General features: G+C 72.8%; 3 protein-coding genes. 1 reads left to right on the forward strand and 2 read right to left on the reverse strand.

The features are described from left to right. Window positions 1-514: anti-sigma factor family protein (locus tag V7793_RS36835; protein WP_336014036.1), on the reverse strand; the 514-nt coding region annotated here is incomplete at its 3' end. Beyond that, window positions 511-1287 (reverse strand): RNA polymerase sigma factor SigE, encoded by a 777-nt coding sequence (gene sigE / locus V7793_RS36840; protein ID WP_168090757.1) that lies wholly within the window; start codon window positions 1285-1287, stop codon window positions 511-513. The genes sigE and V7793_RS36835, both read right to left, overlap by 4 nt. Window positions 1288-1440: 153 nt before the next feature. Between sigE and V7793_RS36845 the strand changes: the two genes are divergently transcribed. Next, the coding region (locus tag V7793_RS36845) for an O-methyltransferase (RefSeq protein ID WP_336014037.1) at window positions 1441-2051 on the forward strand (611 nt) is incomplete at its 3' end.

Genomic DNA, 2051 nt, shown 5'->3' on the forward strand with positions numbered 1-2051 from the left:
CGAACGCGGCCAGCGAGACGGCCCCGGCGGCGGCGAAGGCGATCCGCCGCCCCCGTATGCCACCGCGGGGCGGCTCGGGCATCTCGTGGATCCGGAAGCCGCCCTCGCGGGGCCGGGCGGCGCCGCCGGGGATGAGGCCGAGGGGCGCGAGGGAGTCAGCCCGGGCGCCGAGTACGGCTTTTCCCGGCCCTCCGGGGCCCTCATGGCCCTCCTGGGCATCCGGGCGGTGGTCGGCCCGGCCGTCGTGATCGGCGCCGAGCGGGGCGCGGGGATCTCCGCCGGCCAGGCCCTGGAGCCGGGCCAGGAAGTTCTCGGAGAGCGGCGGGAGCGCCGCTTCCGCGAACACGCTTTTGAGCCGGCGCTGCGCGTCGGCTTCGGCTTTGCACTTCCAGCAGGTCGCCAGGTGGGCGAGCACCCGCTCCCGAGAATCGTGTCCCAACTCCCCGTCGACCAGGGCCGCGAGGCGGTCGCCGAGATGGTGCTCGGCGGGGGACTGACCGCCTGAACCGGTCACGCGATCCCTACCTCCCCACTGACAGGAACGCCGGGGGCCACGCCCGCCACGGCACGCTGCTCGGCCCGGGCGGCGGGCGAGCGGTGCTGGAGGGCCTTGCGCAGGTGGGAACGGCCGCGGTGGATCCGGCTGCGGACCGTGCCGAGCTTCACGCCCAGCGTCGCGGCGATCTCCTCGTAGGACAGGCCCTCGATGTCGCACAGGACGACGGCGGCGCGGAACTCCGGGGCGAGCGTGTCCAGCGCCTGCTGGACGTCCGCGTCGAAGTGCGTGTCGTTGAAGTGCTGCTGGGGGGAGGGCTCGCGGCTGGGGAGCCGCTCCGCGGCGTCCTCGCCGAGCGCGTCGAAGCGGATGCGCTGGCGTCGCCGGACCATGTCCAGGAAGAGGTTGGTGGTGATGCGGTGCAGCCACCCCTCGAACGTGCCGGGGGTGTACGTGGAGAGCGACCGGAAGACCCGGACGAAGACCTCCTGCGTGAGGTCCTCGGCGTCGTGCTGGTTGCCGGTGAGGCGGTAGGCCAGGCGGTAGACGCGGGCGCTGTGCGTGCTGACGATCTCCTCCCAGGTGGGAGGCGTCCACGCCTGCGAGTCCGCATCGGTGGCGAAGGTCGCGGTCTGTGCGGAGTCGTTGGTGCGCGAACGGTCAGCGGTCTTGGTCACGGATTTCGGCTCGCCGGCGGACCTGCGAAAGCGCTTGAGCACTCCCCGGCGGTCGTCGGCCGCAGCCGCACCTCCCCTGTCGGCTCTGGTGGTGTCCAGTAGAGCCCCTACCATATCCATCCCGCCCGTTAGCTCCGGATAAGGAATTTTGACCTGCATTTGGTCTTGCTTCCCCCGTCCTCCCGGCCATCCCCTCCATTTGCCGTCCCGCCCCTTCAACGCACGGTCCCATCTGCGGGTTCCCGTGGTCAGCGGATACAGTCACGGTTGCGTCGACTACGGGGACAGGAGAGGGCCATTACCGGCAACCGGCAGACGAGCTGGGCGTTCGCCGATGCGTTCGTCGCCGAGGACGAGGCGCTGCGCTGGGCCCGGGACCGGGCCCTGGAGGCGGGCCTGCGCTCGGTGTCGTCCGGCACCGGCGCCGCGCTGCGCCTGCTCGCCGCGGCGGTGGACGCCAAGGCGGTGGCCGAGATCGGCACGGGCACCGGCGTCTCCGGCATCCACCTCCTGCACGGCATGCGGCCCGACGGCGTGCTCACGACGGTGGACAGCGACCCCGAGTGCCAGCAGTTCGCCCGGCAGGCGTTCCGCGCGGCGGGCTTCGCGGGCAACCGCGCGCGCTTCATCCCCGGCCGCGCCCTGGAGGTGCTGCCACGCCTCGCCGACGGCGGCTACGACCTGGTCTTCTGCGACGGCGACCGGCTGGAGTGCCTGGACTATCTAGCCGAATCGTTGCGCCTGCTGCGGCCCGGCGGTCTCGTCTGCTTCGAGGGCGTCTTCGCCGACGGCCGCACGGTCGACTCCGCCGCCCAGCCCGCCGAGGTGCAGCGGCTGCGCGAGCTGCTGCGGGCGGTGCGCGAGTCGCGGGTGCTGGT

Origin of the sequence: Streptomyces sp. KLMMK (assembly GCF_036961605.1) — a bacterium.
In the GTDB taxonomy this organism is placed as follows: domain Bacteria; phylum Actinomycetota; class Actinomycetes; order Streptomycetales; family Streptomycetaceae; genus Streptomyces; species Streptomyces telluris.

What these genes read in the sequence shown, in the direction of transcription:
- sigE (WP_168090757.1), bottom strand. Translation starts at nt 1,287, where the DNA reads ATGGTAGGGGCTCTACTGGACACCACCAGAGCCGACAGGGGAGGTGCG.